The sequence below is a fragment of the Halalkalicoccus sp. CGA53 genome (assembly GCF_036429475.1).
In the GTDB taxonomy this organism is placed as follows: Archaea; Halobacteriota; Halobacteria; order Halobacteriales; family Halalkalicoccaceae; genus Natronorarus; species Natronorarus salvus.
On the sequence record NZ_CP144125.1, the window covers coordinates 233,721 to 258,909 of the forward strand.

Sequence of the window (25,189 nt, forward strand, 5' to 3'; positions counted from 1 at the left end):
GAGAAGTTCTCTATAAATGTCCTTAGATAAGGCGGGAAGAGATCTTGGCAGAATTCGTAACAAAACGAGAAAAATTCTCAGAGCTGCCAGTAATGTAGATAGACCTGTGCTGATTGAATCTCCGCCTAACAGTGGAAAGACAACTGGATCATACGAACTTGCATTGAAATGTGACGTTCCAATCACACACTTGACCGCGAGAATCGATCTATACGCTCAAGCGAGAGAGTTCTTTCAAGCAAACAAGGATATCAATTTCGAGATCATACCTAGTCCACATCGAACCTGTGAATCATTTAGGCGTGATGATGGAATCGGGACTGAATTACGTCGCCTCTATGACATGGGTTTCTCTGGGCGAGAGCTACACTTTCGGGACATAGCGAAGACACCGTGTCAGACTGGGGAGGGATGTGAGTATATCACGAAATTAGAGAAATTAGAAAATGATATAGATGATATTGATTTTCTCATAGGCCATTATATTCATGCGCACATTCCGCATTATACGACTAATCGTATCGTAGTGATCGACGAATTTTCACTCTCAAGTTATGTTGAAGAGTATTCCGACAGTCAAGTAACAAGGCTTGTAGACCGATTCTTAGTGAGGATCAACGACAGTAAAGAACCTTTCCCCAGTGAGATGACTGATACCAATACATTACTGCAAAAAAGACGCGATCCGGAAACACGGGACGCTGCTATCGAATGGTTCGAGGCTCATAAGGTTACTAACGATGCAGTACGAGAATTTGATTTTCTAAAGCACTCGGATCCGTATCGGACTAGAACGTACATTGAAGCTCCATTTTTGACATTCACACTGCTATGTATGGAAACGCTTCAATCGGGGGTTGAAACGGAGGGACGGCATAGCCCAGAACTCAAGGTGGCACCTCTTCCGGATTCGAAATACACTGAAGTATGGACGAATGCAGGATTGAATCCACATACTCGATGTGTTCAACAAGAAGAGAGAGTCTATGTTTTTGATCCTCCAGATCTTTCCTCCTCATATCAGATCATAGGGCTTGACGGAACACCTACGACAGAACTATGGGATCTCGTTTTTGCCCCTGACGCAGGATTTGATCACCGTCCCGTTATTAAGAGGAAGCATTTGGCTGACTACCTATCCTCGGCAATGAATATGTCTCTATTCCAGATCGGGGAAGGAATGTATCCATATGCTGGAGGACGAATCAGTAAGAAAGACGGAAGGCGTTTTGAGAAGGTTCAGTCCTTTGAGAACCAGAGATTTGCTCTGATTACTAGTAAGAAAGCACTCAAGGAATACGAAAAGCACGGGTGGTTGGATTCATTTGTGAAACCAGATCAGCAGGGAGGGTCCGGAGACAAGGGATACAGAGCGACGAATTTTGGTCGTGTTTTGAGTTCCAATGACTTCGAAAAAGAGTCGCTGGGGGTAGTTTCTGGAACTCCATTTCCTGGTCACGATGTAATAGAGCGCTGGGCGGCTTTCTTTGGTGAAAGCGTCGAACCAGTCGGTCGAGGAACTGAGAAGTCGTTTGGCGAGTTCGGGGATCTTATCTATAAACATTTAACGCATGACAGGGTCATCCAAGCAATCCTTCGATTCGGACGTCACGAATCGGTGATTGAAGAAGGAGGAGCTGTCGTCTACGTCAATACTCAGGCTGTGCCTGGTTGGTTAGATTGCCCACCTGCTACTCATCTTCGAGACAAATCGCGCAGATCTTCAAAGGCAGAAATAGTAATTGAAGAGCTGGTCCATTTGACCCGATCAGATGAACACTCTGCCCTCCAGTATCAGTCCGTCCCCAGCCTGACTGACCGTTTGAAAGGTGAAGTCACACCAGAGTATGTTCGAAAAATTCTGAACGAACTAGCCGATGGTGGTTTGGTAGAAGTCCGGAGGAACCATGGATTCCGTGGAGCGGATCTCTATCGATGGGTTGGAGATGACGATCTTGTTCCCGATTCGGAGCGTTGCCATCTGGATTTAAATGGTAAAAGATACACTTTGAAGTCTCCCTAAGTCCACTCTATTTATTGAAAACGGGGCCAGTCCACGACGGGTCTATTTGATCTTCAAATTCAAACTCGCAGAGATCTATGTATTCCGCAATCCCAATTCTCAGCTGACTTGCTCGTAATTTCTGTGGAGAGGGTTCTCTATCATTGATCCACTCGGACAGCGGTGTCGAAATTATCAACCAGTCCTGTTCGTGCCAGGTTTGTGGCTCCTGATATTGTACTGACTCCATCTCCTTTGCTGAGCCAGTATGATATTTAAACCTTCCAATCCATGCTAATTGCTAACATTTCAGATGTAGTGAACTGGCTCCTACTAGTATAATAGAAATCTTTGATTAATGAGCCGCATGATTTCATTCACGTCTAGTAGTAATAAAGTTCCGCGGTAGCGCTTGTACCGCATCCGCGGCTCCCTCCACGGGGTGTCGGGTAATCGTTCAGTCTGCCTACGGCAGACACCGCTCGCAAGCTCGCTTGAACGAATACTCCGAACCCCGCTACAGTCGCAGGTGCACCGTCCGCGACACCTGGTCGGGGATGTGTAGCGAACAATCACACATCAAACAGACGAGAGTCCGTTCGGACTCATATCAAATAGTATAGCAATCAGAGTTCCTGATTCAGAGCATCATCGATCTCTGAATCCTGTAAACAAAAACCAGAAAATAAATGAGCGACAAAGCGACCCGAAGAGCGGATAGCAACGAAAACGAGCAGGAAAACGAGGTTCCACTCAACCAAGAAGATGTCGAGAAAGAAATCGCCAAACTTCTTATTGAACATAATGATCTCTATGAGGCCAAGCAGCTTGAGAGAGTATCTATCCGCTGGGGAATTGAGAGGTACTCAGCTGACCGAGAACGCGAATTAGCCAATTCGACATTAGAAGCAATCGAAAAGCGTTGCGGAAGACTCGAGGAATGGTGTGAAGAAAACGGAATCGAGGCATTTTCAGACCTCGATAAGCGTGATCTCATCGACTACTTTGACTGGCTCGTCAACGAGGCACCAACAGAAGTCACCGAGTATGCGAAAGCAACAGAAAAGGCGCATAGAGACACAATCAGGTGTCTACTAAGACATCTATCAAATTACGGCTACGTCAAGCCCAATCTCCATGAGAGTATCAAACCGATCCAACTGAACCAGGAAGAGGCCGCCCGTGATGCGACAGTTGACCCGGAAGTCGCGAAAGCTGCGAAAGCACACTTAGAAAGATACAAATTTGGATCGACACCCCATGTAGTAATCTCTGCATTGGTAAATACTGGGTGCAGAACTAGTACTCTCCGAGCTATTGATCGTGATGACTGCAAGCTTGATGCTGAGATCCCTCATATCGAGATTCGTCATCGGCCTGAGTCCGGAACTCCATTAAAAAATGGAAAGTCCGGAGAACGAAACATTAGTCTAAGTGAGGAGTTCTGCGAGCTGATAGTCGACTATCTATCCCGTCAACCGGTAAGCGAAGATGAGTTCGGACGTGAACCACTCTTCACAGCCGGATTTGGTCGTCTCTCGGCCTCAACGATTAGAAAATACACATATACCTACACACGTCCCTGCGCAATCGGGCGAGACTGTCCCGAAGGACGAGATCCTGAGGACTGCGAAGCAGAGAAGCCAAGCTCTGCTTCCAAATGTCCTTACAGCAAATCACCTCATGCATTCCGCCGTGGTTACATCACAGAGAATCTCAAATCGATTGAGCCTGGAATCATCAGCGAGGTCTGTGACGTCTCCCTAGACGTTCTCTATAAGCACTACGACGCTCGTGATGAGTTCGATAAGATGGCTGCTCGACTGAAGCTCTTGGAAAAGAGTGGAGACAGCCTTCACGGGTATGGAGGTGAGTAAGATGTTTAATTCTCAGAGCTATGAGTTGGAGCCAATAGACGATATTGTCTACATGGCCAATTTACTTAAAAATGGGTTGATTCGCGCTGGGATGGGAACCCGAATCAACCCTAGCCCTAAATCTTCTGTACAGGGTACAAAAAAGAAGGCTTCCCGTACCACTTCGATTAGGCGTTCCACACAGACCACATTGAAAGGAGAGGTTTGTGAGGACTCGAGTGAACTTGACGAATACTCGGAAAACTCGTGGACAATATCGGAAGAAGAACTAAACGAATTAGTAGACGAGGGAATTCCTCTTTGCGCGGATTATCGACGAGTGAGTACTCTAAAACAGACAAAGGGAAAAAGTATGGAAAACCAAAAAGAAAACAATGAGTATATCGCCGATCACAACGGTCTTCGGTTGGTGTATCGTGCAAAAGATGATGGGCGATCTGGACAGTCAATGGCTCGACCAGGTTTACAGAATCTATACTTCGTATTGCTGGAATACGATATCGATTATTTGATTGTAGACGACTTTACCCGGCTTGGCAGACTAAGTGTCGAAACCCACCAATTGATTTATAAATTGGCTGAAGAAGGGGACGTTAAACTGATAGCTGATGGAGTGGTGATTGATGCGAGCGATGAACTCGGAAAAATAATTTCCTATGTTATGGCGTGGAGTGCTGAAGTAGAAGTTCAAGCTCAAGGTCGGAAAGCTAAGGAATCGAGAACGGCCAACTTCGTCAATAACGACAATTGGGGTGTTGGTTTTCGCTCTATTCCGCTTGGATACAAACAACTCGACACTGGAGAAGATTCTGACGGTTACTGGATCTCTCAAATAAATAACTTCGGGCCGGTAATCGAAGAGGTGTATGAGAGGTTTATTCAGGCGGACATATCTAGATCTTACGCTGAAACGGCAGCCACTGTCAGTATGCAATACCCCGAAATCCTACCAAAGCCATTAGATAGCGACGATGTAAAGGCGATCGTCACCAATCCTGTATACATTGGCAAACCAACATTCAGTTACGAAAAGGGAACAGGAGTTCCAGAAAACCATTCGGGAACGAACACAGATGAGGATCTGAAGTTTGTCAGTGATGAGATGTTCAATAAAGCAACTGAAAAATACCTTCAGTCAAAGAAACGGCATTCTCAGCCGACCGATTTGGTATATAATATAGAGGGGATGGCACGTGAGTTCGGTATTCCCTCAATGTTAGATGTGGTTTCGGCTGTAGTTGTCAAGTGTGAGAAATGTGAGGATGAAAATGGTGATTTGGTGCAAATGACAAAGAGCGGAACTAAGTCAATTAGAGGGATTAAGTGCCAACGGATGAAATGTCCAAGCGGCCATATAAGGAATCTTCCGTATCAGCACGAGTTGGATCGCCTACGAATCAACTGATCATATAGGACGAAACGCCCATAGTGGCAACACTGATGGTTGATTTTGCTGTCCTCCAATTAATCAGTCTATCGTACGGAGCAACTCCTGATACTGATTAAATATTTCCGATATCTCTTTCTGTTTCCTGTTCCCATTCATTTCATCGCGTACCTGAGCATTGTCAACGAATCTTCTCCGGATTTTTCGAGCGGTATAGAAGAGATCATTATCAATTAATCTATATTCCTCAAAATAATGCTCAGATTCACCTACCGAATACTCGCCGATATAGAGGCGGTTCCGTAAGATTTCGCTAATTGACCTCGGTCTCCACTTCCCCCCGTTTCTTGTGCCGATTTCTCGTTCTTGTAGACCATTGACGACTGCGGGCATTGACCGTTTTTCAATACATTTCGTGAAGATCCACTTAACCAGCTTTTTTTCTTCGACATCGACAGATAGCCTGCCATCCTCCCCTACGTGGTATCCTAATGGAGGCGAATTATTTGGCCAACGACCCTCAGCAGCCATTGCTTCGATTCCCATTTTAGTTCGCTGTTGAATCAGATCTCGCTCAAACTCAGCAGCACTGGCGATATTTCGAAAATTAAAACGACCAGCTGGCATTGTCGTGTCTAATTGCTCGGTGATACTATGCAATGATACGTTCATCTCCCGAAATTCCTCCTCAAGCTGCACAGCGTGTATAAGGCTTCTAGAGAGCCGATCTAGTTTCCAGAATACTATTACGTCAAACTTTTTTTGTTCAGCCTCAAGTCTCATTCTGCGAAACATCGGACGATCTGTATCCTTTCCACTCTCTGCCTCATCGCGAAACACATAGGCAACATCCCAGTTCCGCAGTTCACATCGTTCGACGCATAAACGGACCTGCTCACTAAGCGAATAACCCTGTGACTGCTTCAGGGATGATGTCCTGGCATAGACCGCAGCGCGTATGGTTCGAGATTCACTACCATCACCCGGATCCAATGTTTGATACCAATGATCTACTTGTGCCATTCTATCGTTCATTCCATCTTCGAATTTCTAAGAGCCGAACCCGAATCGTCTCCTTCGTTACCCCGCACGCCTCGGCGATTTCCCGTTGGGTGACTCCCTCACTCGAAACGCTATACAATGCCGCTCCAGCCCATGCTGCAGGATTCGTACCTGAAATATTCGTTGATCCCTGTACCTCTATTAGAAGATCCTCTGTCTCCTCCAGAGTACTCTCGTCGGAAGGGAGAAATTGGCCGAGATAGGTGAGGTAATCTTCGGGTCTGGGTACTACCGGATCGATCTCCAGACCATCTCGTATGAGCCGTACGTGATCTATGACCGAATCTTCCGAGATGGAATCGGGTCCGGCGATGAATTTCAGCGGTCTTGCCTTCCCTAATTCTTGCGTCGCGAGGAACACACAACTCGCGATGATCTGGGTTTTCTTTCGCCCAACGGTGATTCGCTCCTCGAGCGCACCAGCGTAAATTTCGGCTGCCCGCTCCCTTTCACTCGTTGAGAGACCAATCTCGTCGGCGATCTGCTCCAAGAACCCCAGGCCGTCTGCAACTTGCTTTTGAGTGCCGTTCTCGACAGTGACAAACTCACTCCACTCCTGGTCTATCTCCTCGTCATCTGACCCCTTGTTTTCCAGTGCAGGCGTCTCGCATTCCACGGCCTTCGAGATATCGTGAACAACGTATCCGCACGTCTCACAAAGAGAATCGAATAACTCGATCTCCCCATCGAGATCCGACGAACCGCACTGGGGGCAGATTGGTTCACTCGTCATTCTCCATCTGATATGCCTGGGATGGTTTCTCATCTGGCATCGGACCATGAAGGGGCGAGGGTACTTTCTCACTCAAACAGGCCTTGCACACAGGAGGATCGGACGTATCTCGGTCCCACTCGATAACATCCCAATCGTATTTCCGGGTACAGCTATCGCAGCGCCATTTACCCACGGTATTCGTTTCAGCCAACTCCGGATACCTATGGGCAAGTGTCGGCGTCAGCACAGCCTCAGGATCCGACTCGAGATAATCAACGACCTTCTTTCTCGGGTAATCTGCAAACAGAGGTAGAAACCCTCTGACGTCCTCGTCCTGATGAACCGTCTCCCCCCTGCCACAGCGTTCTCTATACGAGCAGAACCCGCACTCCCAATCGAATTCCGGGTCTGCTTGAGGGAGCTGCTCATTGATTCTGGACCTAGTATGTGCCACCGCCCATTGTAGAACAACAGTCCTCCAGAATACGGGATCGAACTCTACGTGAAATGCACTCGCCTCAAACGTATCTCGACTTCCATAGAGAATGATTGCATCAGTCACGTTCTGCTCATGCTGCTGTGAGAGCCCGTACAGGTACGGATGGATCTGTGCTCTGTGATGTCGATTCGGAGCTTCAAGATTTGAGATCGAGGATTTCGTTTTGACTTCGACCAAGATCAGCGGTTGACCGTCCTCCGCAACGATGACCGGATCGGTTTCGCCTCTAAACTGGAGCTCGCCTATCTCGGTTTCGACGGTAAAGTCGACCCAATACGAGTTGCCCACGTACACTCGGTCAGGGACCACATCCTCAAGATAGGAAAGGACGAATTCCTCTTCAAACTTGGACCCCAGCCAGAAGATACCATGGGGGTCTTCGTTCTCTTCGGGTGCGTTGAGTTGTCGATAGTAGAGCTTCCGTGAGCACTGGAGAAGTGAGCTTGGTGAGTGTCGTTTCGGATCGGGAACTGAGGAGGGCTCGTTGTAGTACGGTTTTCCGTTTTTCAGATTGTCCTTCGCTTTCTTTTCTTCGTACCATCCTTGGAAATCTCCACTCAAGATCGACTCGATTACCTTACTCACATCCTCTTCGTCCTCCTTTGGGTCGTCTTCTTTACCATTGGTTGTTCTGCTGCTTATCCTGGACATGGAATCTCCTGTTGGGATCGATCAGTTGATGCCAAAACCTTCCACGGTAGGAAGTATTAGTTATTTACCTGCTACTATTCTCCGATCCTCTGATTATTTTTTCCCTCCATGGAAGAGACTGTTTTAGTATATCCTACACACTCCTGAGAACGAATGTCTGATGAACGCCGAGGGCGCAAGCCACGCGTCTCCGATGAGGAAATTCTCGATGTATTTCGAAACTCCGCAGACCCAGTGCTTATCGCATCTGAAATCGCTGAACACGTCGACATTAGCCGTCGAGCCGTTAACTACCGGCTCACAAATTTGGAGGATGAAGGGATCCTGCGGTCAAAACAGGTGGGTGGCAGAAGCACTGTCTGGTGGCTACCAGGATACACGAAAACTTGAATTACTCACGTCACCCGCTATCCCTGGAAAATTCAAAAAATGTTAAACACATGTCCCCATATTCAAGCGCATGACATCCCTACAGGTCACACTCCTAATAATTGGCTTTCAGCTACCAGATTCCACAGCAGTTGGCATAATCGTAACATTTCTATCTGCAATCTTATTGTACTTTGTTAAGCAAGAGTGGGAAAAGAGAAAAATGAGGAAGGCACTATTGATTGAAGTAAAAAATATGAAAGGACTTGCGCAGTGTGCTGATTCAATGGATCGCATTAATAAACCTCCTGGCTATACGATCAAACCAAAAGACGTCCCAGCACCGGGGACAATTCCAACGATTGTTTACGAAGCAAATGCTGGCGAGCTCGGTGTATTTCAATGGTTTAGCAATCAGGAGCTATCTACAATAATGCAGTTCTATAGCGACGTGATGGTATACAAATCAATCATTCATGAAATCAAATCGAACGGAACTGTATCGGATTCCGATCAAGGGGACCTATATAACCACATTAGAGGTGTTTCTGATCAAAGAGACCAAATTATGGAATCCTCTCAGTTTAAGCTGGAAAATTAGCGCAAGAATTTTCTCGGGGTACAACAAGTTAGAGGTATGCAAGTGAGAGCGATCCCGATAACCCTTAGCAATATTGGCGAGGGATTCATTATGAAGGAATACAATGATTGAATCTAATGACTATTTAAATGCTCAGAATAAAGATTTTGAATCAATAAATTCATTTATAGACTATTTGGAATTGGACTACAAAGTAGGAGACTCTCCCGGTGATTTCAACATAATTGCTTCCATTAATAACCTTCCCTCAAAGAGCGAATTTTCCCAAAATATTGAGCGAAACTTCAATATTGTGTTCCAGAATGATGACTTGGTTCTTTTCAAGGCTAAGGTCGATAAGGAGATTGTTTGCCACTATGTGTACTTAGACGATGAGTTCCCAATCTTCTTTACAAAAGCTAATAAAACCGATCAAATTCCCCCTACTATCGAATCATTCCTCCAAAACACCGCTGATGTCGGGAGATTGCAGCTTTCTAGACGTCGAATAGATCAAATAAGGACTGAGCTCGTACGGAAGTATGAGGATGAAATAATAATTCCGTTTTTCAGTGCCAGACGTCCGGTTGATGCAAGTATCTCTGCCAAACGTCGCTCGCAGTTTCAAAGATCGATACAGTACCGTGCGTCTGACGGACTAGAAACCTACCGGGAAATGAAATTTAATTATGGGGTCCTCCCGAAAATAATGGACTTTGAAGTAGCTAATCAGTTCAAATTCCGTGTTAAGCAGGACGGAATTTTAGTTCTATATTCTGGGAGCATATTGGAGCTTTGGGAAAGATTGCAGCAGGAGGTTTCTCGAGCAAAACAGATTAAGGATTCTTCCAATACGGCAGCATATGGAAAGGTTGGCAGTTCGTTTTATCCAAATGATGGAATGACCGTCAGCTCACCTTGGGGGATTGAGGTAAAATCGGGAATCAAGGAAGAGTACTTAGAGAGTTTGCCAACTCATCTTGAGGAAAAATTCTGGGAGTTCGGACTGTCCGAATACCATCCAATGCCGGAGATTCCTGGTTTCACGGCAGAATTAATCGATGAAACTCATTATGAGCGTACAGTACTCAAAACTAAGGGGAACACGGTCAGGGTATTTCCTCGTAAACTCACAGATATTGATCAGACAGTTAGGATTTTCAACTTTGTGAGTGACCATTTTGACTCTGAGTGTGAAGCACAACCTGTTTTATGACTGACCCCATATCGTTTGACAATGAGGGTTGGATTGAGGCCAATGTCCCAAAGCCCCAACTATCTAAATTCAATGATATATTTAATAAGAAATACAACGCTCTTGATTATGAACGTGCTGAAAAAAGCCTGCTGAATAAGATAGAAGCATCTGAAGAACATCATCGATTATTCAAGGCGATAGTCGATGGATTCTCGCCTCGTCATGGAAATGCGGTTACTAAGAGTGATTTTGAACTAGTATTAGTTGACCCGATCTACGAACTATCCGTCAACAGCGCAGAAATATTGCTGGCTATCAAACAGGTACAAAGCATTCATCTATGCTTTGTATATTGTGAAATTGGGGGGGAAAATTACATGGAGTGGGTTAAAAGAATCAACACCACGAATAATGTATATGAGCGGATTTACACCCAGAAAAAGATAAAAGAGCACATTGGGTGTACAGGTCTTGAAATTAGATCAGTCCAGTTCATAACTTTGTGTAGGGAAATAGACTTAATTGAGGTAGATAGCGACATCGTCCGTAATGGTACCGAACCTGATAGCTATGCAATATGGGCGTTAGGAGACGGAGAATCACCTAATGAAGGATCCGGCTCTTCAGCATCAGGGGGTCAAAGCCGACAAATAACTCATCAAGAAGGGCACATTGAGCATCCTGATCTACGTAATATTGCTACTGAAGGAATCGATTTCGTACTGACTGATAATGACGATGTCAAATATTCTATTGGAACCCATCCCATTATTATTCTGGGAGAGGTATTTCAACAACTGTTTCTTGATCAACACGGTACCACCGATTATCCAGACGAATTTGACAAAGCTGACTTTTTACCACTTTTGTAGCAAAATTGAAAATGGGATATAATAGGACGGGTTACGAAAATGCCTTAGAAATTAAAACAGATGATTTACTTTCAATTGGGGCTGATTCTGGTATGATATACAACGATGAAGATGAGATTGAAACAGATCGAGACTATCGTCTCGTGTGGGATAGCAATAGTCCATCCGACATCAAACCAATGGTAAAGCGCAAATATATATCAAATCAAATTCCAAAAGAACTCGGTCGCTTGGCCCTTGAACGAGCAAAGGACGAATTTACTTCTGAATATCTGTCACTGACTGATTTTTAGAGCTACGTAGCATCAAAAACATTAAGATTGTTTTTTGGTCGCTGCCACATTGAATCCTTTGATCCGCATGCCAGCGGCGACCCCCGAGATGATTCGTGACGGAATCACTCGCACGAAGCCCCAGCCGTTTATATACGACTGGACGCCGTCTGTGGAATCTGAATCGTCACGGAGAATGACGGGCGTGACGGGATTTGAACCCGCGACATCTTGGTCCGGAACCAAGGACTCTGTCCACTGAGCTACACGCCCTCGCCACACCGTACCGGACGACGGGACATAACGGTTCTCACTCCTCCCCGCTGACTGGATCGACCTCGCTTCCCTCGACCCGTTCGTCGTCCACGATCGACTCCCGCCAGGTCCCTCGCAGGAACCAGCCTCCGGCGACTACCGCACCGACGATGTGCCCGAGGCTCATCCCGACCCAGATGCCCGTCGCGCCCCAGCCGGCGACGAACGCCAGCAGGAAGACCGCCGGCACGCGTACCCCCCAGAGGTTGAGCCACGAGAGCGCCATCGCGGTCTTCGTGTTGCCGGCGCCGCGAAACCCCCCGAGGACGACCTGCATCACGCCGATGAACGCGAACTCCACGGACCGGATCCGGAGGTACTCGGTCGCGAGCGAGACCGTCTCGGCGGCACCCTCGGTCTCGGCGCCGATGAAGACGGCGTTGATCGGTCGGGCGAGGACGACGGCGACGACGGCGACGAGCAGCAACACACCTCCGGCGGCGGTCGCGGAGAGCCCCACGGCTCGGCCGGCCCGATCCGGCCTCCCGGCTCCGAGGTTCTGACCGACGATCGTCTCGGTCGCCCGGGAGAGCCCGAGCGCCGGGAGGAAGACCAGCGAGATCAGCCGGTTTCCGAGGCCGTAGGCGGCGACGACGGGCGGGGCGAACGAGACGACCATCGCGGTGAGCACGACCAGCGCGAGCGCGTTCGCCGACTGTTCGAGCGAGGTCGGCACCCCCAACCGAGTGATCTCCCAGACGTTCTCGGGGTCGAGACGGAGATGCGAGAGCGCCACGTCGGGACCCAGATCGGTGCCGAAGAGCACGTAGAACGCGAGCGCACTCGCGACCCCGCGCGAGAAGACGGTGGCGATCGCAGCCCCCTCGATGCCGTAGCCCGAGAAGTCGGTCGCGGCGAACAGCGTCGCCTCGAGGTCCGTGAGCGAGAGCCAGACGAACAGCGGGTTCTCGTCGAAGCCGAAGATGAGAAACGGGTCGATGGCGACGTTGATGACGACGCTCACGAGCATCAGCCGCATCGGGAGCTGCGTGTTCCCGTAGCCGCGCATCAGCGCCTCGAAGACGTAGAACCCGAAGAGGAAGGGCAACCCGAGGAAGAAGATCCGCATGTAGTCCGCCGCGAGCGGGATGACGCGTTCCTCGGTGACGGCGTCGCTCGGGAGCAGCGCGAGTGCGGGTTCGGTGTAGAAGTAGCCGACGATCCCCAGCACGCAGGCGAGGATGCCGACGAACGCGATGGTCTGGCCGGCGAACAGCCCCGCGGAGGCGTCGCTCTTCGCGCCGGTGTACTGAGCGACGAGGATGCTCCCGGCGGTCGTGAAGCCGCCGGCGATCGCGATCAGGAGGAAGACGAGCGGGAAGGCGAGGCTGATCGCGCCGACCGCGTCCGCAGAGAGCTGGCCGAGCCAGAGCGTGTCGGCGAGGTTGTAGGTGACCTGGAGCAGCTGAAAGACGACGATCGGCCACGCGAGCCGCAGCATCGGCCGGATCAACGAGCCGTCGGTCAACGATCGCTCGGAGCTGTCCACTACGAACCGAAACGGTGTGTCGCGTGATCAACGCTCTGTTTCGACGCTCGCGGGTCACCGGAAAACGGCCGCTGGTCCGGCGGGAGGCGGGAAAACGGAACGATGGGCTCGCCCCGCGGTCAGGGAGTCTCTCTCGTCTCGAGGGTGAAGTCGGCTTTCGGGTAGGCGACGCAGGTGAGCACGTAGCCGTCCTCGAGTTCGGGCTCCTCGAGCATCTGCTGGTTGTCGTGGACGACGTACTCGCGGGAGTCGCCGTCGGCGACGCGTCCGCCACAGGAGACGCACTGGCCCTCCCGACAGGCGTAGGGAAGGTCCCAGCCCTCGTCCTCGCCGGCCTCGAGCAGCGTCTCGTTGTTCGCGACCTCGACCGTCGTGCCCTCCTTGGTGTACTCGATCTCGAAGTACTCGACCTCGTCCTCAGGGATATCCGCCGGCGAGGGTTCTTCCTCCACCTCCTCGCCGCCTTCGAGTTCGCCCTCCGCGTCCGCGCCGCCGGCGATCGCGCCCGCGGCGGCGCCGCCACCGATCGAGCGGTTCATCGGCTCGGGGAACTCCGTCTCCCGGACGGTCGCCGCCCGGTGTTCGAGCACGTCGTCGGCGATGTCGTCGGGGATCACGCGTTCGGTCCCCCGCGCGAAGTGGAAGACCACGACGACGAGGGTGAGAAAGACCCCGGCCGAGAGTGCGAGCAGATCTACCATGCGCGGGGCTTCGGAGCGGGGGAATAAGGTTATTGTGGATTGCGGTCCGGCGACGTGAGCGGTTCGGGTTCGCGATCGGCGCGGTCATGACGTCGGCGGGCGAAGGGGCGTCATGGACACGACGGTCGCAATCGTCCTCTACGAGGGCTTCGACGAACTGGACGCGATCGGCCCGTACGAGGTCGTCGAGACAGCGCGCGCCTTCGGCGGCGAGATCCGGGCGACGCTCGGAACGCTCGATCCGGTCGAGACGGTGACCGCGAGCCACGGCCTCCGGGTCGCGGTCGACGGGACCCTCTCGGAGACCGAGTTCGACGTCCTGCTCGTCCCCGGTGGGGGCTGGTCGAGCCGTCCAGAACACGGCGCCTGGGGCGAGGCCGAACGCGGTGACCTCCCCCAGAGGATCGCTGTAGCGCACGAGGAGGGCGCGACGGTCGCCTCGGTCTGTACCGGTGGAATGCTCCTCTCGCGTGCGGGCGTCCTCGACGGCAGGCCGGCGACGACCCACGCGAGCGCGCTCGCCGACCTCCGGGAGACGGACGCCGAGGTCGTGGAGGCACGCGTCGTCGACGACGGCGACGTGCTCACCGCGGGCGGGGTCACCTCGGGGCTCGACCTCGCCCTTCACCTCGTCGAACGCGAGTGCGGAGCGGAGCTCGCCGAGCGAGTGGCGACGGAACTGGAGTACGACCGGCGCGAGGTCTACTCGTCGCGGACGACCTCGTGACGGCCGAAGCCGTACCGGAGCCTGTTGCAGAGCCGACGCGAGAACCGGCCCTCGTTGCGCGAGTCGAAGCGCTCGGCGAGCGCCGCGTAGATCAGCGGGACCGGCACCTCCTGGGCCAGTGCCTCCTCGACGGTCCACGTCCCGGTCGAGCCGCCCTCGATCCGGTCGGCGACGGTCCCGAGGTCGCTCCCCTCCTCGGCGAACGCCTCCTCGCAGAGTTCGAGGAGCCACGATCGAATCACCGCGCCGTTGTTCCAGGTGCGCGCGACAGACTCGAGGTCGAGGTCGTACCGACCCTCGGCGAGCAGTTCGAACCCCTCGCCGTACGCTCCCATGAGCGCGTACTCGACGCCGTTGTGGACCATCTTCACGTAGTGGCCAGCACCGCTCTCCCCCATCCGGGCGTGTCCCTCGGGACCGGTCGCGACGGCGTCGAAGACGGGGACGCACTCCTCGTAGGCCCATTCGGGGCCACCGATCATGAGCGAGAACCCCTCCTCGGCGCTCGCCGGCCCGCCGGAGGTCCCGCAGTCGAGGTAGGTCCCCGAACAGGCCGCCGCGCGCTCGACCGAGCGCTCGAAGTGAGAGTTCCCGCCGTCGACGACCACGTCCGACTCCTCGAGGTGTGGATCGAGGTCCGCGAGGGTGGCGTCGACGGCGTCGCCCGCCGGGACCATCAGCCAGATCCGTTTCTCCTCGCCGAGGGCAGCACAGAGCTCCTCGATCGAGGATGCAGGTATCGCGCCCGCCTCCCCGACGGCCTCGACCGCCGCGTCCGAGAGGTCGTAGGCGACGACCTCGTGGCCGGCGGCGAGCGTTCTGTCGACGACGATCCGACCCATCCGCCCCAGTCCGGTGACGCCCAGTTGCATACCGGGTGGTATCGGGGGGTCGGCGTAGTGATTCCGGTCCGTCGCGGCGGAGCGGGCCACTTATTTTCACGTGTTCCCAACCGATCGATGAGATGCCACACGACAGTGACGGCCGGTCGATACGGTACTCGCGACGAGGCGTCCTGCTCACGGGATCGGCGGTCAGCGCCACGGCGCTCGCCGGCTGTCTCGACGACGATCAGGAGGAGACCGAACCGGACGACGGGACGGAGACGGACGCCGACGGCGCTGACGACGAGGACGACGGAGAGGTATCCGATGACGACGCGGAGGACGAGGAGGCAGACGACGACTACGACGTCGCCGACCAGCCGGAGGACGCGAGCGTCTCGTTCGTCGAGCCGGGCGACGGCGACACCGTCGAGACGCCGGTGCACTTTGAGTTCGAGACCGAGGGCTTCGAGCTCGCCTCCGTCGATGAGGACCCGGCGGTCGGCGAGGGCCACCTGCACGTCCTCGGCGAGGACGACTGTTATCCCGACGGCGAGGTCATCCCCGGACCGGCCGACGACCTGGAGGAGGACAACGAGGTATGGCACCTGAGCGACGGCTCGGACACCGCGGAGATCGAGATGGACCCCGGCGAGTACGACGTCTGCGTGCAGATCGGGGACACCCTCCACCGGGCGTTCGGCGAGACCGACGAGATCTCGATCACCGTCGTCGACGAGGGCGAGGGTGAGGGTGACGACGCCTGATAAGGACGGTTGTAACTGGCTGCCGGTGATAGCCGAGCCGGACAGGCGATCACCGGGGAAGAGACGACAACCCGTCCTTATGACGCGACCGCCGAGACGGCAACCTTTATGAAACGTGGTTGGTTTCTGTAGGGCATGAGCGCGATCAGGTCGGTAGTACGTCGGCTCTGAGCCGCTGCCGACACGACCGCGCGCGTTCTTCGACCGTCTCGCGATCAGGGAGAATACATGACAGGAATGGACGACAGCTACGACCCCGAGAGCGTCGAACGCCGCTGGCGAGCGAAGTGGCAGGAGACCGACGTCTACCGCTACGAGGACACCGGCGCGCCCGACTACCGAATCGACACACCGCCGCCGTACCCCACCGGGAACTTCCATATCGGCAACGCGCTGGGCTGGTGTTACATGGACTTCGCCGCCCGTTACCGGCGGCTCGCGGGCTACGACGTGCTCTATCCGCAGGGCTGGGACTGCCACGGCCTGCCGACGGAAGTAAAAGTCGAGGAGACCCACGACATCCACCGAACGGACGTCTCCAGAGAGGAGTTCCGAGATCTCTGTATCGAGCACACCGAGGAGCAGATCGACGCGATGCGCGAGACGATGCTCGACCTGGGATTCTCGCAGGACTGGAACCAGGAGTACGTCACGATGGACCCCGAGTACTGGGGGCTGACCCAGCGCTCGTTCGTCGAGATGGCCGAGGAGGAGTACGTCCACCGCGACGAACACCCGGTGAACTGGTGTCCGCGCTGTGAGACGGCGATCGCCGACGCCGAGGTCGAGGCCGTCGATCGGGAGGGAACGCTCCACTACGTCACCTTCGACGGGGTGGACAACGAGAGTATAGAGATCGCGACGACCCGTCCCGAACTGCTCGCCGCCTGTGTGGGGATGGCGGTCGAGCCGGAGGACGAGCGCTACGACGACCGGGTCGGCGACACGTTCGAGGTGCCACTCTTCGGCCAAGAGGTCGAACTGATCGCCGACAGCGACGTCGACGGCGAGTTCGGCACCGGCGCGGTGATGATCTGTACGTTCGGGGACAAACAGGACGTCACCTGGTGGGCCGAGTACGACCTGGATCTCAGGGCGGCGATCACCGAGGACGGCCGACTGAACGAGCTAGCGGGCGAGTACGCCGGCATCGAGATCGACGAGGCCAAAGAACGGATCGCGGCGGATCTGGATGAGGCGGGCTATCTGGGCGAAACGGAGCCGACCGAGCAGTCGGTCGGCGCGTGCTGGCGGTGTGACACCCCGATCGAGATCCTCTCGACCGAGCAGTGGTTCGTCCGGGTCGACCAGGAGGAGATCCTGGAGAAGGCGAGGGAGATCGAGTGGATCCCCGAACACATGTTCATCAGGCTGCAGGAGTGGACCGAGGGGATGGACTGGGACTGGGTGATCAGCCGCCAGCGGGTCTTCGCGACGCCGATCCCGGCCTGGTTCTGTGCGGACTGCGGGTACGCACACGTCGCGACGGTCGAGGAGACGCCGGTCGACCCGACCGAGGACGGCCCCGAGGTCGGTGCCTGTCCCGAGTGCGGGGCAGAGGACTGGACCGGCGAGACCGACGTGATGGACACCTGGATGGACTCGTCGATCTCAGCGATGTACGTCGGCGGCTGGCCCGAGGCGGAGTTCGAACCCGTCCAGTTGAGAGAACAGGGCCACGACATCATCCGGACGTGGGCCTTCTACACGATCCTCCGGACCGCTGCGCTAGAGGACGAGATCCCGTGGGAGGAGGCGCTGATCAACGGCATGGTCTTCGGCGAGGACGGCCACAAGATGTCGAAGTCGCGGGGGAACACGATCGCGCCGATCGAGGTGGTCGAGGAACACGGCGCAGACGCCTTCCGACAGGCGATCGCGCTGGGCGGCCAGCCGGGCAGCGACATCCAGTTCCAGTCGAAGGAGGTCACCTCCGCCTCGCGATTCCTCACGAAGGTCTGGAACATCAGCAAGTTCGCGCTCGGCCACGTCGACGACCGGACGCCGGGGATCGACGCGCCGGCGTACCGCGCGGTCGACCGGTGGATACTCACCGAACTGGATCGGGTAGCCACCTCCGTGGACGAGCACATGGAGGCCTACCGGTTCGACGCGGCGCTCCGTGAGATCCGCGAGTTCGTCTGGAGCGAACTCGCAGACGACTACCTCGAACTCGTGAAGGGCAGGCTCTACGAGGGCCGGCCGGGCGAGCGAAACGCGGCGCGACACGCGCTCTACACCGCTCTCTCGGGGTCGCTCCGGATGCTCTCGCCGTTCGCGCCCTTCGTGACCGAGGAGGTCTGGAGCCACCTTCCGGGCACCGAGGGGAGCGTCCACGCCGCGGACTGGCCGTCGGTCGACCCGGCGGTCGACTGGGATGACAGCGAGGCCGAGGCGGTCGGGTCGCTGATCGCCGACGTCGCGAGCACGGTCAGGGGCTGGAAGTCGGAGTCGGGGATGGCGCTCAACGCCGACCTCGATCGGATCGAGGTGTACGTCTCGCTGGACGAGGAGTACGCGGTCGACACCTACGACCTCTCGGGGGCGGTGAACGCCCCGGTCTACGTCGAGTACGGCACGCCCGACGTGGACCTGGTCCCGGTCGCGGTCGAGCCCGACCAGAGCGTGATCGGGCCGGAGTTCCGTTCGGAGGCTGGCGCGGTGATGGGCGCGCTCGGCGAGGCGGATCCCGCGGAGGTAAAGGCCCAGCTCGACTCCACGGGGGAAGTCGAACTGGACGTCGACGACCAGGTCGTCGTCCTCGAACCGGACGCACTGGAGGTCAGGGAGGAACTCCAGGCAGAGGGCGGCGAGGAGGTCGAGGTGCTGGAGACCGACGACGCGACGGTGCTGGTCTTCCCCTGAGTCGGGAGGGGTGTGCAAACCTCCCGGATTCGGTCGGATTCGATCCGTCTCGATCAGTCCCCGAGGGCCGTCGCCGTCGCCGCTGCGCCGGCCTCGACGTCCACGTCGGCACCCTCGTCGGCGAGGACGGAGCCGAACGCGGAGATAAAGCCCGTCGCCTTCGCCGGGCGCGCGGAGTGGCCCATACAGCCGACCCGGAAGATCTCGCCCGAGAGGTCGCCGAGCCCGCCGACGATCTCGATCTCGTGTTCGTCGAGCAGCCGCGAGATCACGACACCGTCGTCGACGCCCTCGGGAACGGAGACCGGGTTGAGCGTCGGCAGCCAGTGCTCCTCGCTCACGTTGAGCGAGAGCCCCATCGCCTCGACGCCAGCTTTCATCGCGCCCGCGACGCGGCGGTGGCGATCCCACGTCGACTCGATCCCTTCTTCCGCGAGCATCCGGAGCGACTCCCTGAGCGCGTACGTCGTCGAGATCGGTCCGGTGTGGTGGTAGGCGCGTTCGTCACCCCAGTACTCCCAGACCCCTTCGAGGTCGAGGTACCACGACCGGACGGGCGTCTCCCGCGAGCGGACCTTCTCCATCGCGCGGTCGTTGATCGTGATCGGGCTCGCACCCGGTGGTGCCGAGAGACACTTCTGCGAGCCGGAGTAGACGACGTCGACGTCCCAGTCGTCGGTGTGGAACTCACAGCCGCCGAGCGACGCCACCGTGTCGGCGACGGCGTACGCGTCGTACTCCTGTGCGATCCGGGTCAGTTCGTCGACGTCGGTCTGACGGACGCCCGTGCTCGTCTCGCCGTGGACGAATCCGAAGACCGTGGGCTGGTACTCCTCGAAGGCTGCCTCGACCTCTGCGGGGTCGAGCGGTTCGCCCCAAGGTGCGTCGACCGTCACGACGTCGCCGCCGGCACGGGCGGCGATCTGGCCCATCCGGTCGCCGAAGTAGCCGTTGTCAGGTACCAAGACGGTCTCGCCCGGCTCGACGAGGTTCGCGAACGCGGTCTCCATCGCGGCCGAGCCGGTACCGCTGACGGCGAGTGTGTACTCGTTCTCCGTGTCGAAGAGGTAGCGAAGTCCCTCCTGGACGTCGTCCATCACGTCGACGTAGAACTCGTCGAGGTAGCCGACCAGCGGGGTCGCCATCGATCGGAGCACGCGCGGGTGGACGTCGCTGGGGCCGGGACCCATGAGCGTTCGGTCCGGGGGTACGAGTTCGCCGATGTCTGGTGCGTCCCTCATACCTCGGAGAGCTACCGCGAGGACGAAAACACCTCCGACCTGGATCGGGGATCGATCGACACACCGAGACGGTGGCCCGGGCGCGACCGCCGCCCTTTTCTCGCCGACGGGAGAGCCGGGCACATGGATCCACGGGTACGCGAGCACGCCGAGGTACTGGTCGACTGGAGCGCACGGGTCGAACGCGGCGACGACGTCGTCCTGAGCGTGGCGGAGGGGAGCCACGACCTCGCCGTCGCGGTCGCCGAGGCGCTCGGCGAACGGGGTGCGAACCTCGTCGCGACGTACGACTCCGACGAGGTACTCCGGGCGTATCTCACGAACTACGACGGCGAGTTCGAGGCGGACCCAGCGCACGAACGCGGGCTGATCGAGAACGCCGACGTCTACCTCCGGCTCGGCGGGGGGCGGAACACCTCCGCGATGGCCGACGTTCCCGGTGAAACCCGTCAGGCCTACAGCCGGGCACGCGAGGGGCTTCGCGAGGCGCGCATGGCGACCGACTGGGTCTCGACTGTCCACCCCACGCGCTCGCTCGCTCAGCAGGCCGGGATGGCCACCGAGGAGTACCGCGAGTTCGCCTACAGCGCGATCCTCCGCGACTGGCAGGCGCTCGCCGAGGAGATGGCCGAGATGAAGGAAGTCCTCGACAAGGGGAGCGAGGTCCGACTCGAGAAGGAGGGGACCGACCTCACCACGTCGATCGAAGGGCGGACGGCGGTCAACAGCGCCGCCTCCGTCGTCTACGACTCGCACAACCTCCCCTCCGGAGAGGTGTTCACCGCACCCTACGACACGGAGGGTGAGGTGTTCTTCGACGTGCCGATGACGATCAACGGCAAGCGGTTGCAGGACGTCTCACTCACGTTCGAGGGCGGTGAGGTCGTCGATTACTCCGCCGGAGCGAACGAGGAGGAACTGACGACCATCTTGGAGACCGACGAGGGCGCCCGGTACCTCGGCGAGCTCGGGATCGGGATGAACCGCGGGATCGACCGCTTTACCGACAACGTCCTCTTCGACGAGAAGATGGGCGACACCGTTCACCTCGCGGTCGGTCGGGCGTACGACGCCTGTCTCCCGGAGGGAGCGGAGGGCAACCAGTCTGCCGTTCACAATGACATGATCACCGACGTGAGCGAGGACTCGGTACTGGAGGTCGACGGCGAGGTGATCCAACGAGACGGAACCTTCCGGTGGGAGGAGGGCTTCGAGGGGTAGTCGTCGGAGAGACCTCTCCATTTCGTCGGAGAAGGAGTCGACCGGGAGGTTCGCGTCGTCGGAGGTCCGCACACACTAATCGACACCGAACGGGGATCCCTCGCGCTATCTACGACAGGTCTGGCCCGATCCCGCTCATGACTTCCTCCAGGTCGAACGCCGCGACCGTCCTGTCGTTGTGGACCACGTAGAACGCTCCATCCGAGAACTGACCGAACGAACGCTGGGTGAGCCAGACGCCGTCCGTGTTCGCTGCCGTCTCGCCGGCGAACGTCGCGACCGGATCGAGCGATTCCCGGCCGTAGACGTGGAACCGGCTCTGTCCCCGATCGAAGACGAAGAGGTCGGGCTGTCCGGACTGCTCCGCGAACACCCACCACCCCGAACCGTTCTCGTTACGGTAGAGCGCGATCCCCTCCGGATCGTTCTCACCGAAAACCGAGGTCACGACGTCGACGAACGTCCCGGAGAGATCGTAGAGTTTGACCACGTTCTCGTCCTCGTCGGCGATCATCAGCCGGTCGTGCTCCGGGTCGGGGAGGATCGACTCCACCTTGTAGAGTGCTCCGGGATCGGTCGTCTCGCCGAAGCTCCGAACGTGCTGTGCCTCGACGGTGTCGTCGGAGACGGTGAACCGGTAGTGTTTCACGCGCTCGTCGAGGTCCGCGGGGTCGGACGCGTCGTAGTCGTCGGTGACGTACACCTCGTAACCCTCGGCACTCTCGTAGACCGCGCCCTCGTACGGTTTGCGCAGCTCGTCCTCGCCGAAGGTGCCGAGCGACTCGCCGTCCGGCAGTCGTAGCACCTGTACGCGACGGTTGTCGCGCTCGACGACGACCGCGAGGTCATCGATCACGAACAGTCCGTTCGGCCGCTGAAACTCGCCGGCTTCCGACCCCTCGCGTCCGATACTGGTGAGATACTCCCCGTCCGTCGCGTCGAAGACGACGAGTTCGTGGCTCTCCTTCGCAGTGACCAGGAGCAGGTGTCGACTCTCGCCGTGCCACACCGCCGGTTGGTCGATGTTCTCGCCTTCCTCTGACGTGATGAACGTCTCCGGAACGGTGAGTATCGAATCGTCCCCGCCGGACAGCCGCGAACAGCCGGCAACTCCCGCGGTCACCCCAACGGTTACCGCGCGTAACGCCTGCCGTCTCGAGACGTATCCCCTCTCCCCTCGGTCGCCTCCCCCTCTCATCGTGGTAAGTACTGTCCACAATGATATAAAAATTGGTATACTAATAGAACGGCGCAGCCTGTCGACCGATGGCGTGCGTTCGGCTCTCGAGAGGTCACCTCCAACGAGCAACCGTGATCGTACCGGTCGTCACCGGGAGCGTCCATCGCTCCCTTTCCGCCTCCGGAACGACTTTACACCGCGCTCGCCCGGCCACTCTATGGACAAACGGGCCGTTTTCGAGACGATCGATGCCGACCGCGAGCGTTTCGAGGAGGTAGCGAAGGCGATCTGGGAGACGCCGGAGCTCGGACTGCACGAGGAGCGCTCCTCGAAAGCGCTGATCGACCTGCTCGAAGCCGAGGGCTTCGAGATCGAAACCGATATCGGAGGAATGTCGACGGCGTTCGTCGCCGAGTACGGTTCGGGTGGTCCCGTGATCGGGATCCTCGGAGAGTACGACGCGTTGCCTGGGCTCTCGCAGTCGGCGAGTACGGAGCCGGACCCGATCGAACCCGGCGCACCGGGTCACGGCTGTGGGCACAACCTCTACGGGACGGCGTGTGCGTGGGCGGCGATCGCAGTCGCGCGGGCGATCGACGACGGCCTTCCGGGCACGATCCGATTCTACGGCTGTCCCGCCGAGGAGACGCTCGTGGGAAAGGTGTTCATGGCTCGGGCGGGCGCGTTCGACGACTGTGACACGGCGATCACCTGGCACCCGAGCGATCGAAACCGCCCGCAGCTGGGGAGTTCGCTCGCGCTCGACTCGCTTTCGTTCTCCTATACGGGGACCGCCGCCCACGCGGGGGGATCGCCGGAATCGGGCCGAAGCGCACTCGACGGCGTCGAACTGCTCAACGCTGGCGTCGAGCGGATGCGCGAGCACGTGCCGGAGAAGACCCGGGTCCACTATGCGATCACCGACGGCGGGGGTGCGCCGAACGTCGTCCCCGCGGAGGCGAGCGTCTGGTACTTCGTCCGGGCACCCGATCGGGACGAGGTCGACCGGATCACGAAGTGGGTCACCGACATCGCGGACGCAGCGGCGCAGATGACACACACCTCGGTCGAACGCCGCTACATCACCGGCTGTTACGACTTCCTCCCGAACGAGACGGTCACGGACGCACTCTGGGAGAACATGCAGGAGGTAGGAGGAGTCGAGTTCACCGAGGAACAGGAGACGTTCGCCCGCGAGATCCAGGAGACGGTCGATCCCGACCGGATCGAGGCGACGCTGGAGAAACTGCCCGATGAGACGAGAGAGCGGGTGGAGGGTCGGGCGGTCTACGGCGAGCCGATCAAGGCGTACGACGAGGGCGAGGTAAGCGGCGGGTCGACCGACGTCGGCGACGTGAGCCACATCGTCCCGACGGCTCAGCTACGGGCGGCGACCTGGCCGGTCGGCACGCCGGGCCACAGCTGGCAGGCGGTCGCCGCCAACCACGAGTTCGGGGTCGAGGGCGCGCTCTACGCCGCGAAGGTGCAGGCCGGTACCGCAATCGACCTTCTCTCCGATCCCGACTTGGTCGATCGGGCACAGGCGGAGTTCGTTGAATCCAGAGACGGCGAGTACGTGACGCCGCTTCCCGAGGACGTCGAACCACCGTTCGACGTCACAGCACCGTAGCGGTCGGTCTCCGGTATCGGTCTCCCTCACGACGGCGGCTCCTCCAGTTCGTTCTCCCCGATCCCGAAGCCCTCCTCCGCGAGGTCGAGCAGCCGGTTCCGGACCCCCTCGATGGTTTCTTCGTCGATATCGTCGATCGCCTCGACACCGTGTCCGCTGCTGTAGGCCGTCTGCAGCGCGTTCCTGTTGAGGTTCCCGTCGGGGTCGACGACCGGGAGCTGGAGGGCCGAGAAGCTCTCCGGCGGGACCGGACGACGAGAGCAGGAAGTGTCGTCCACCTCGCTCAGGTCGTCCATGTCGAAGTCGTACAGTTGTGGGTCGTCCCACTCCTCGTCGGTCGTATCCGAGTAGTCGACGGCGTGGACCTCGTACTCGGCCATGCGGAATGCGAGACGGTCGAGGGGTATCGCTCCGCTGCACGCGATCGCAACGCAGGAAGAACGGTCCGGTTCTATATCGCCATCGGTAGTTTATCTGCGCGATCGACCGTCAAACGGACTTCGAAGAGTGAGCCCGTCGCGCGGTCGAAAACAGCGGGTTGGACTCAATTCGTGAGGTACATGCGGATTCGACCCCATACGGGATAGCGTCCGAGAACGGTGTGGCCCACGAGTCGCAACCGGGTACGACCGGTCCCCTTCGCCAGCACGAATCGATTCCGAGAGCCAGTATTCCCAGCAGACGAGGAGGACACCGCCCCCCAACCGCACTGGGGCCGGGCGCGAGCGTCGGAGGTATCTCGCCG

22 protein-coding genes and 1 tRNA gene are annotated in these 25,189 nt (G+C 57.1%); 13 read left to right on the forward strand and 10 right to left on the reverse strand.

Translation table 11 applies throughout. The features are described from left to right. Window positions 1-16 precede the first annotated feature (16 nt). From V2L32_RS02430 to V2L32_RS02440, 3 genes are all read left to right on the forward strand, one after another. Entirely contained in the window at window positions 17-2,023 is a 2,007-nt protein-coding gene (locus tag V2L32_RS02430) for a hypothetical protein (protein ID WP_331234846.1), read from the forward strand. Window positions 2,024-2,691: 668 nt separating this feature from the next. Continuing rightward, window positions 2,692-3,879, forward strand: coding sequence for a tyrosine-type recombinase/integrase (locus V2L32_RS02435; protein ID WP_331234847.1), 1,188 nt, complete (start codon window positions 2,692-2,694; stop codon window positions 3,877-3,879). Beyond that, the gene (locus tag V2L32_RS02440) at window positions 3,866-5,284 is read left to right on the forward strand and encodes a recombinase family protein (RefSeq protein WP_331234848.1); all 1,419 of its coding nucleotides are present in this window, start codon (window positions 3,866-3,868) and stop codon (window positions 5,282-5,284) included. The genes V2L32_RS02435 and V2L32_RS02440 overlap by 14 nt, the downstream gene beginning before the upstream one ends. Window positions 5,285-5,347: 63 nt before the next feature. Here the strand turns inward: V2L32_RS02440 and V2L32_RS02445 are convergent, their stop codons facing one another. The 3 genes from V2L32_RS02445 to V2L32_RS02455 are packed head-to-tail and all read right to left on the reverse strand — an operon-like array spanning window position 5,348 to window position 8,193. Beyond that, the gene (locus tag V2L32_RS02445) at window positions 5,348-6,289 is read right to left on the reverse strand and encodes a recombinase family protein (protein WP_331234849.1); all 942 of its coding nucleotides are present in this window, start codon (window positions 6,287-6,289) and stop codon (window positions 5,348-5,350) included. Between the two features lies 1 nt (window position 6,290). Continuing rightward, entirely contained in the window at window positions 6,291-7,061 is a 771-nt protein-coding gene (locus V2L32_RS02450) for a transcription initiation factor IIB family protein (RefSeq protein ID WP_331234850.1), read from the reverse strand. Next, window positions 7,051-8,193, reverse strand: a complete 1,143-nt coding sequence (locus tag V2L32_RS02455) for a CRISPR-associated protein Cas4 (protein ID WP_331234851.1) — start codon at window positions 8,191-8,193, stop codon at window positions 7,051-7,053. The genes V2L32_RS02450 and V2L32_RS02455 overlap by 11 nt, the downstream gene beginning before the upstream one ends. Window positions 8,194-8,346: 153 nt before the next feature. Here V2L32_RS02455 and V2L32_RS02460 point away from each other — a divergent pair, with 153 nt between their 5' ends. From V2L32_RS02460 to V2L32_RS02480, 5 genes are all read left to right on the forward strand, one after another. Continuing rightward, on the forward strand, window positions 8,347-8,583 hold the full coding sequence (locus V2L32_RS02460; RefSeq protein ID WP_331234852.1) for a winged helix-turn-helix domain-containing protein: 237 nt from the start codon (window positions 8,347-8,349) through the stop codon (window positions 8,581-8,583). Window positions 8,584-8,653: 70 nt separating this feature from the next. After that, window positions 8,654-9,163: a hypothetical protein gene (locus V2L32_RS02465; protein WP_331234853.1), complete on the forward strand. Its 510-nt coding sequence runs from the start codon at window positions 8,654-8,656 to the stop codon at window positions 9,161-9,163. A gap of 103 nt (window positions 9,164-9,266) precedes the next feature. Then, on the forward strand, window positions 9,267-10,358 hold the full coding sequence (locus V2L32_RS02470; protein WP_331234854.1) for a hypothetical protein: 1,092 nt from the start codon (window positions 9,267-9,269) through the stop codon (window positions 10,356-10,358). Further along, entirely contained in the window at window positions 10,355-11,212 is an 858-nt protein-coding gene (locus tag V2L32_RS02475; RefSeq protein ID WP_331234855.1) for a hypothetical protein, read from the forward strand. Before V2L32_RS02470 ends, V2L32_RS02475 begins: the two co-directional genes overlap by 4 nt. A gap of 11 nt (window positions 11,213-11,223) precedes the next feature. Further along, window positions 11,224-11,505, forward strand: coding sequence for a hypothetical protein (locus tag V2L32_RS02480; RefSeq protein ID WP_331234856.1), 282 nt, complete (start codon window positions 11,224-11,226; stop codon window positions 11,503-11,505). Between the two features lie 179 nt (window positions 11,506-11,684). Here the strand turns inward: V2L32_RS02480 and V2L32_RS02485 are convergent. The 3 genes from V2L32_RS02485 to V2L32_RS02495 form a co-directional block, all read right to left on the reverse strand. Further along, window positions 11,685-11,757 (reverse strand) — tRNA-Arg (locus V2L32_RS02485). 37 nt (window positions 11,758-11,794) lie between these two features. Next, on the reverse strand, window positions 11,795-13,240 hold the full coding sequence (locus V2L32_RS02490) for an MATE family efflux transporter (protein ID WP_409348461.1): 1,446 nt from the start codon (window positions 13,238-13,240) through the stop codon (window positions 11,795-11,797). A gap of 167 nt (window positions 13,241-13,407) precedes the next feature. Continuing rightward, entirely contained in the window at window positions 13,408-13,989 is a 582-nt protein-coding gene (locus V2L32_RS02495; protein WP_331234858.1) for a 2Fe-2S iron-sulfur cluster-binding protein, read from the reverse strand. Between the two features lie 112 nt (window positions 13,990-14,101). On the opposite strand from V2L32_RS02495, the gene V2L32_RS02500 reads away from it, so the two are divergent. Continuing rightward, window positions 14,102-14,716 (forward strand): DJ-1/PfpI family protein, encoded by a 615-nt coding sequence (locus V2L32_RS02500; protein ID WP_331234859.1) that lies wholly within the window; start codon window positions 14,102-14,104, stop codon window positions 14,714-14,716. Here V2L32_RS02500 and V2L32_RS02505 read toward each other — a convergent pair. Next, window positions 14,692-15,588: a decarboxylating 6-phosphogluconate dehydrogenase gene (locus V2L32_RS02505; protein WP_331234860.1), complete on the reverse strand. Its 897-nt coding sequence runs from the start codon at window positions 15,586-15,588 to the stop codon at window positions 14,692-14,694. The genes V2L32_RS02500 and V2L32_RS02505 overlap by 25 nt on opposite strands. 92 nt (window positions 15,589-15,680) lie before the next feature. Between V2L32_RS02505 and V2L32_RS02510 the strand changes: the two genes are divergently transcribed. Then, a complete protein-coding gene (locus V2L32_RS02510) occupies window positions 15,681-16,307 on the forward strand; it encodes a DUF4399 domain-containing protein (protein ID WP_331234861.1) in 627 nt (208 codons plus the stop codon). A 228-nt stretch (window positions 16,308-16,535) separates the two neighbouring features. Further along, a complete protein-coding gene (locus V2L32_RS02515; protein WP_331234862.1) occupies window positions 16,536-19,172 on the forward strand; it encodes a valine--tRNA ligase in 2,637 nt (878 codons plus the stop codon). A gap of 53 nt (window positions 19,173-19,225) precedes the next feature. On the opposite strand, the gene V2L32_RS02520 is transcribed toward V2L32_RS02515, so the two are convergent. Continuing rightward, window positions 19,226-20,413, reverse strand: coding sequence for a pyridoxal-phosphate-dependent aminotransferase family protein (locus V2L32_RS02520; RefSeq protein WP_331234863.1), 1,188 nt, complete (start codon window positions 20,411-20,413; stop codon window positions 19,226-19,228). A 123-nt stretch (window positions 20,414-20,536) separates the two neighbouring features. On the opposite strand from V2L32_RS02520, the gene V2L32_RS02525 reads away from it, so the two are divergent. After that, the gene (locus V2L32_RS02525; RefSeq protein WP_331234864.1) at window positions 20,537-21,634 is read left to right on the forward strand and encodes an aminopeptidase; all 1,098 of its coding nucleotides are present in this window, start codon (window positions 20,537-20,539) and stop codon (window positions 21,632-21,634) included. 109 nt (window positions 21,635-21,743) lie between these two features. Here V2L32_RS02525 and V2L32_RS02530 read toward each other — a convergent pair whose 3' ends face one another. Beyond that, a complete protein-coding gene (locus tag V2L32_RS02530) occupies window positions 21,744-22,832 on the reverse strand; it encodes a phytase (RefSeq protein WP_331234865.1) in 1,089 nt (362 codons plus the stop codon). A 199-nt stretch (window positions 22,833-23,031) separates the two neighbouring features. On the opposite strand from V2L32_RS02530, the gene V2L32_RS02535 reads away from it, so the two are divergent. Then, complete coding sequence (locus tag V2L32_RS02535; RefSeq protein ID WP_331234866.1) at window positions 23,032-24,444, forward strand: amidohydrolase; 1,413 nt, start codon at window positions 23,032-23,034, stop codon at window positions 24,442-24,444. A gap of 26 nt (window positions 24,445-24,470) precedes the next feature. Here the strand turns inward: V2L32_RS02535 and V2L32_RS02540 are convergent, their stop codons facing one another. After that, window positions 24,471-24,824, reverse strand: a complete 354-nt coding sequence (locus V2L32_RS02540; protein WP_331234867.1) for a hypothetical protein — start codon at window positions 24,822-24,824, stop codon at window positions 24,471-24,473. Window positions 24,825-25,189 lie beyond the last annotated feature (365 nt).

Coding starts and splice junctions, on each gene's coding strand:
- V2L32_RS02430 (WP_331234846.1), top strand. CDS start 17: ATGTCCTTAGATAAGGCGGGAAGAGATCTTGGCAGAATTCGTAACAAA.
- V2L32_RS02435 (WP_331234847.1), top strand. CDS start 2,692: ATGAGCGACAAAGCGACCCGAAGAGCGGATAGCAACGAAAACGAGCAG.
- V2L32_RS02440 (WP_331234848.1), top strand. CDS start 3,866: ATGGAGGTGAGTAAGATGTTTAATTCTCAGAGCTATGAGTTGGAGCCA.
- V2L32_RS02445 (WP_331234849.1), bottom strand. CDS start 6,289: ATGGCACAAGTAGATCATTGGTATCAAACATTGGATCCGGGTGATGGT.
- V2L32_RS02450 (WP_331234850.1), bottom strand. CDS start 7,061: ATGACGAGTGAACCAATCTGCCCCCAGTGCGGTTCGTCGGATCTCGAT.
- V2L32_RS02455 (WP_331234851.1), bottom strand. CDS start 8,193: ATGTCCAGGATAAGCAGCAGAACAACCAATGGTAAAGAAGACGACCCA.
- V2L32_RS02460 (WP_331234852.1), top strand. CDS start 8,347: ATGTCTGATGAACGCCGAGGGCGCAAGCCACGCGTCTCCGATGAGGAA.
- V2L32_RS02465 (WP_331234853.1), top strand. CDS start 8,654: ATGACATCCCTACAGGTCACACTCCTAATAATTGGCTTTCAGCTACCA.
- V2L32_RS02470 (WP_331234854.1), top strand. CDS start 9,267: ATGATTGAATCTAATGACTATTTAAATGCTCAGAATAAAGATTTTGAA.
- V2L32_RS02475 (WP_331234855.1), top strand. CDS start 10,355: ATGACTGACCCCATATCGTTTGACAATGAGGGTTGGATTGAGGCCAAT.
- V2L32_RS02480 (WP_331234856.1), top strand. CDS start 11,224: ATGGGATATAATAGGACGGGTTACGAAAATGCCTTAGAAATTAAAACA.
- V2L32_RS02490 (WP_409348461.1), bottom strand. CDS start 13,240: ATGCTGCGGCTCGCGTGGCCGATCGTCGTCTTTCAGCTGCTCCAGGTC.
- V2L32_RS02495 (WP_331234858.1), bottom strand. CDS start 13,989: ATGGTAGATCTGCTCGCACTCTCGGCCGGGGTCTTTCTCACCCTCGTC.
- V2L32_RS02500 (WP_331234859.1), top strand. CDS start 14,102: ATGGACACGACGGTCGCAATCGTCCTCTACGAGGGCTTCGACGAACTG.
- V2L32_RS02505 (WP_331234860.1), bottom strand. CDS start 15,588: ATGCAACTGGGCGTCACCGGACTGGGGCGGATGGGTCGGATCGTCGTC.
- V2L32_RS02510 (WP_331234861.1), top strand. CDS start 15,681: ATGCCACACGACAGTGACGGCCGGTCGATACGGTACTCGCGACGAGGC.
- V2L32_RS02515 (WP_331234862.1), top strand. CDS start 16,536: ATGACAGGAATGGACGACAGCTACGACCCCGAGAGCGTCGAACGCCGC.
- V2L32_RS02520 (WP_331234863.1), bottom strand. CDS start 20,413: ATGAGGGACGCACCAGACATCGGCGAACTCGTACCCCCGGACCGAACG.
- V2L32_RS02525 (WP_331234864.1), top strand. CDS start 20,537: ATGGATCCACGGGTACGCGAGCACGCCGAGGTACTGGTCGACTGGAGC.
- V2L32_RS02530 (WP_331234865.1), bottom strand. CDS start 22,832: ATGAGAGGGGGAGGCGACCGAGGGGAGAGGGGATACGTCTCGAGACGG.
- V2L32_RS02535 (WP_331234866.1), top strand. CDS start 23,032: ATGGACAAACGGGCCGTTTTCGAGACGATCGATGCCGACCGCGAGCGT.
- V2L32_RS02540 (WP_331234867.1), bottom strand. CDS start 24,824: ATGGCCGAGTACGAGGTCCACGCCGTCGACTACTCGGATACGACCGAC.